This is a genomic window from Arachidicoccus sp., assembly GCF_050436765.1.
Classification (GTDB): domain Bacteria; phylum Bacteroidota; class Bacteroidia; order Chitinophagales; family Chitinophagaceae; genus Arachidicoccus.
Window position 1 is genome coordinate 1 of record NZ_JBNQGD010000274.1, and the last position, 4,815, is coordinate 4,815.

Genomic DNA, 4,815 nt, shown 5'->3' on the forward strand with positions numbered 1-4,815 from the left:
TGCAAGACGGTTGATAAAAAATACTTGCATTTGCCCTCTGCGAATTTTATTGATGCAGTAGTTGGCGACAGTAATAGAAATATTCAGACACTAAGAAATTTACAGAACCTATACAATACCGGGCGGCTGGCAGGCACCGGATATTTGTCGATATTGCCGGTAGATCAAGGCATAGAGCATAGTGCCGGGGCGTCATTTGCACCCAATCCGATTTATTTCGATCCGGAAAATATTGTAAAGCTCGCCATTGAAGGTGGTTGTAATGCCGTTGCAACGACTTTTGGTGTCTTAGGATCTGTCGCTAGAAAATATGCCCACAAAATTCCATTTTTAGTAAAACTCAACCACAATGAATTACTGACTTATCCCAATAAGTTTGATCAGATAATGTTCGGTTCCGTGAAAGATGCCTGGAATTTGGGGGCTGCTGCCGTTGGTGCCACCGTTTATTTTGGTTCAGAACAAAGCGACCGTCAAATAATAGAAGTAGCCAAGGCGTTTGACGAGGCGCATCAATTAGGGATGGTAACTGTTTTGTGGTGCTATTTACGCAATAGCGCGTTTAAAAAGGATGGGGTGGATTACCACGTTTCTGCGGACTTAACCGGACAGGCGAATCATCTGGGTGTAACCATTCAGGCAGACATTATTAAACAAAAATTACCGGAGAATAATGGCGGCTATTTAGCCTTAAACACGAAGGGGCAAAGCTATGGCAAGTTTGACAAACGTATGTATTCCAAACTAGCTACTAATCATCCTATTGATCTTTGCAGATACCAAGTACTGAATTGTTTTATGGGACGTTCCGGGCTTATCAATTCTGGCGGGGCCTCCGAAGGAGATAAACAAAAAGATTTGCAGGAGGCGCTGCGTACCGCTGTCATCAATAAACGCGCAGGCGGCATGGGGATGATTTCAGGGCGGAAGTCTTTTCAAAAACCGATGAAAGACGGCATTGCCTTACTAAATGGAATCCAAGATGTATATTTGGAAAAGAAGATAATCGTTGCTTAAAACAGGCGTTATTTTCTATTTTTTATGAACTCAAAAAAATCAAATGGCGAAGACTCAAATAAAATGTTTGTTTACAGATATTGGTGGTGTATTGTTGAATAACGGATGGGACAGACGCAAGCGTGCACAGGCAGTAGAGAAATTTAAATTGGATGCGGAAGAGACCAATGAAAGACATCACCTGACTTTTGATACTTATGAAGAAGGGAAGATTACACTAGATGAATATTTAGACCGTGTTGTTTTTTATAAGAAGAGAAGTTTTAGTAGAAAAACTTTTAAAGAATATATGTTCAATCTTTCGGCGCCCTATCCCGAAATGATTGATTTGATGAAGTCTTTAAAAAAGAAATATGGGTTTCATATAGCCGTCGTAAGTAACGAAGGCCGTGAGTTGAATGACCATCGGATAAAACAATTTGGCTTAAATAGTTTCGTTGATTTTTTTATCTCTTCCAGTTTTGTGCATATTCGCAAACCGGATGCCGATATTTTTAAGCTGGCGCTTGATATTGCACAAGTACAGCCGGAGGATGTGTTATTTATTGATGATCGGGAAATGTTTGTACAGGTAGCAGAAAAGCAGGGCATTCGTGGTTTGTGGCATAAAGATTACGAAAGCACGAAGAAGATTTTAGCAAGTTATGGGTTTAAATAATCTTATAGGAAGATTGCTTCGCCTGGATTTAGCGGAAATGCTGCGTTTTACCCTAATGGGGAAACAGCCGGAACATCTTTGAAAATAAGTTTAGTTGGATTGAGTATACATTATTTGCAATAGCATTATTACAAAAAGAGAACAGGTTGGGGAAGGATCCCATACAATGAATTGTTTTTCATTCAAAATGATTCCTTCAACACCGTCCGTTCAATAATAAAAGATATGAATTCATTTGGAAGGATATTTAAAGTGACCATTTTTGGAGAATCGCATGGCGAGTGTGTAGGCATCAATATAGATGGCGTGCCGGCAGGCCTGCCCCTGCAAGTAGAAGATTTTGTGCCAGATATGGAACGGCGTAAAGGCGGTAAACAAAAAGGCGCAACGCCTCGTCAGGAAGAAGATTTGCCCATTTTTAAAAGTGGTATTTTTAATGGGTTTTCTACCGGTGCACCCATTACTTTTTTATTTGAGAACAAAAATACACGCTCCGAAGATTACCAAAAACATCGTTCGCATCCTCGTCCGGGACATGCAGATTTTGTTGCACACGAAAAATATGGCGGGTTTGAAGATTTTCGTGGTGGCGGACATTTCAGCGCAAGGCTTACCGCGGGCATTGTGGCTGCCGGCGTCATTGCTAAAAAAGTTTTGGGCGAAACAATAACCATTCGTTCCGAGGTAACCGAAATTGGTGGCGATAATAATTTGGAAAGAGGTCTGCAGACGGCTATTGAGAAAAAAGATAGTGTGGGTGCCATTGTAGAGTGTCGTGTAAACGGTTTGCCCATTGGTTTGGGCGAGCCCTTTTTTGATAGTGTTGAATCAACTTTGGCGCATGCTGCGTTTGCGATACCCGCTGTAAAAGGGGTGGAATTTGGCAGCGGTTTTGCGGCAGCAAAAATGTATGGTTTGGAGCATAATGATGCTATTGAAGATGCTTCCGGAAAAACGCGTACCAATCATGCAGGGGGTATTGTAGGAGGTATTAGTAATGGGAATGAGTTGGTTTATCGCATTGCCGTAAAGCCGACATCTTCTACGCCGCAAGTACAAAAAACCTGGAATTGGGAAACGAATGAAGTAGACGCATTTTCCGTAAAGGGCCGTCACGACTTATGCGTAGCACTGCGTGCACCGGTGATCCTCGAGGCGATGACTGCCATCGTTTTGCTGGATTTTATGATGTTGGAAAATAAAGTTGGTAGGATATCTGGGCGTATTTAATGGAGCGAGGTCACAAATATCAGTAGGGTATTCAGATGGATGAATATTTCTGAGTTGATTATTTGTTTTTTCCAATCGTTTTAGGAACTAACCCGGACACCAAACCAATACGGAGTAAGACGTTCCCATTAGGTAAGTCCATGACCTCCGAAGCTCAACCCATCGGCTCTGCCGTGGATGGGGCTCATTTCCTCCAGAAACTACTAATATGTTTGGTCTTTCTGTCATTCGGTTGTTGTCGTCATAAAATTGGTGTAACGGTTCTCGGTTTGGCGATGTGGTGAATTTTTAGCAAAAAAATTCATGGGAAAAACATAAATGTTGGACCTTGCACGAATCCACGAACCTTTCTTCGAAGCAGGTCAGCTTGCCTTTTGCCAAACCGATGTTGAACTAAAGCAGGGTCTTATTCGTCCAGCTCAAACTATAGTACAATAGAATTACCGCTGCCGATTGATCTATGACCAACTCCACTATTGGCAATACTAATGTTATGTGTTCGCTTTATTGTCAAACGAGCTGCAAGTATTGGTTTTCAATTATTACATTAAAATGTATGTCTGCTTTTAATGCTTTGAAAACTTTTAATACGGTGTCAATTGTCGCACTGTTTGCACTACTTTCCAATTTAGAGATTTGGGCCTTTTGCACTCCTACAAGTTCTCCTAATTGTTCTTGTGTCAATTTGCGTTCCTGTCTTGCCGCTTTAATCATTCGACCTAAAATGTCCATACGAAGTTCATATTCATATTGCTCTCTGTCTTTTGTACCTTTCTTGCCGATGTATTTATCTTTCATTTCGGCAAGTGAGTATGATTTCATTGCTGTCTTTGCCATAATGTTATTTTTTAAGTTTGCTTTCAAAATATTTTTTACGAATGTTAATTGCCCTTTCAATTTCGTTTACAGGAACTTTGTCAACCTTTTTAATAAAACCGTGAGTCGCAAAAACCAAAGTTTCAGTTTCGTTGTCTTTGTCCCAAAAAGCAAGCAACCTGATTTGCACACCGCCAAACTTTGTTCTAAATTCCCAAATGTCTTTTTGAAGTTTTTTGAAAAGCTTTGGGTCATTACTTCGTTCAGCAAGGTAATGTTATAGAAAACCTTTCTTGCAGCCTTGACGTCAAGCCCTGCAATGAATTTGTCTGCTTCTTCTAAAAACTGTGTCTGAAAGTATTGCAATTAATATCGTTTTGGTAAAGGTAATAAATGTTTCCAAAATTAGAAACTTCATTTCAAGTCGTCAATTTGAACGATGGTCGTGAAAGGTGACGCACAACGTTAGGGCTTGCTGCGGTGCATTGTTTGTTACCTATTACAATCCTTAACAAACACGAACCGTTTGGCGGATAGCATAATAGAATTTCTCGCTATACGATAGGGTGAGAATTTTTTGGTTTCAATGGGTGTTGTATAATACGCACTATAGTTTAAAATTACCTCCATTTTGCTTTATATAAAAAGCAATAAATGCAATAAATTGCTTTTTGTATTCAACGAAATTTATTATATTTGCTTTTTAAGGAAAGCAATATGGAAGCATTATTATTAGAATTTCAGGTAAAAATAGCACGCATATCGTTGGATTTACAGCGTTATCTCCTTCATCAAATAGATGTAAGCAACCGCTTGATAGCGGTAAAAGGCGCAAGGGGAGCCGGTAAAACCACTTTGCTTTTACAACTTGCTAAATTGAAATTACCTTTAAAATCAACACTTTATGTAAGTTTAGACCACATCTATTTTTTTGACAACAAACTGTATGATTTGGCAAAACAATTTGCCCAATTCGGAGGAACACATTTATTGCTCGATGAGGTTCACAAGTATCCAGACTGGTCAAGAGAGATCAAACTGATTTACGACAACTTCCCTGAGCTGACGGTTATTTTTACTTCGTCATCGATGCT

Annotated in this window: 5 protein-coding genes and 1 pseudogene; 4 read left to right on the top strand and 2 right to left on the bottom strand. The window is 39.9% G+C overall.

Annotated elements, in window-relative coordinates; translation table 11 throughout:
• The 3 genes from ACQR30_RS11905 to ACQR30_RS11915 all read left to right on the top strand — a co-directional run.
• A partial coding sequence (locus tag ACQR30_RS11905) for a class I fructose-bisphosphate aldolase (RefSeq protein ID WP_429735358.1) occupies positions 1 to 1,017 on the top strand: 1,017 nt, incomplete at its 5' end.
• 43 nt (positions 1,018 to 1,060) lie between these two features.
• Positions 1,061 to 1,675, top strand: a complete 615-nt coding sequence (locus tag ACQR30_RS11910) for an HAD family hydrolase (protein WP_429735360.1) — start codon at positions 1,061 to 1,063, stop codon at positions 1,673 to 1,675.
• Positions 1,676 to 1,900: 225 nt separating this feature from the next.
• Positions 1,901 to 2,905, top strand: coding sequence for a chorismate synthase (locus ACQR30_RS11915; RefSeq protein ID WP_429735362.1), 1,005 nt, complete (start codon positions 1,901 to 1,903; stop codon positions 2,903 to 2,905).
• Positions 2,906 to 3,415: 510 nt separating this feature from the next.
• Here the strand turns inward: ACQR30_RS11915 and ACQR30_RS11920 are convergent.
• Both ACQR30_RS11920 and ACQR30_RS11925 read right to left on the bottom strand, forming a co-directional pair.
• Positions 3,416 to 3,742 (bottom strand): helix-turn-helix domain-containing protein, encoded by a 327-nt coding sequence (locus ACQR30_RS11920; RefSeq protein ID WP_429735364.1) that lies wholly within the window; start codon positions 3,740 to 3,742, stop codon positions 3,416 to 3,418.
• 4 nt (positions 3,743 to 3,746) lie between these two features.
• A pseudogene (locus tag ACQR30_RS11925) lies at positions 3,747 to 3,968 on the bottom strand (type II toxin-antitoxin system RelE/ParE family toxin); the annotation flags it as partial.
• 470 nt (positions 3,969 to 4,438) lie between these two features.
• Here ACQR30_RS11925 and ACQR30_RS11930 point away from each other — a divergent pair.
• Positions 4,439 to 4,815: ATP-binding protein (locus ACQR30_RS11930; protein ID WP_429735366.1), on the top strand; the 377-nt coding region annotated here is incomplete at its 3' end.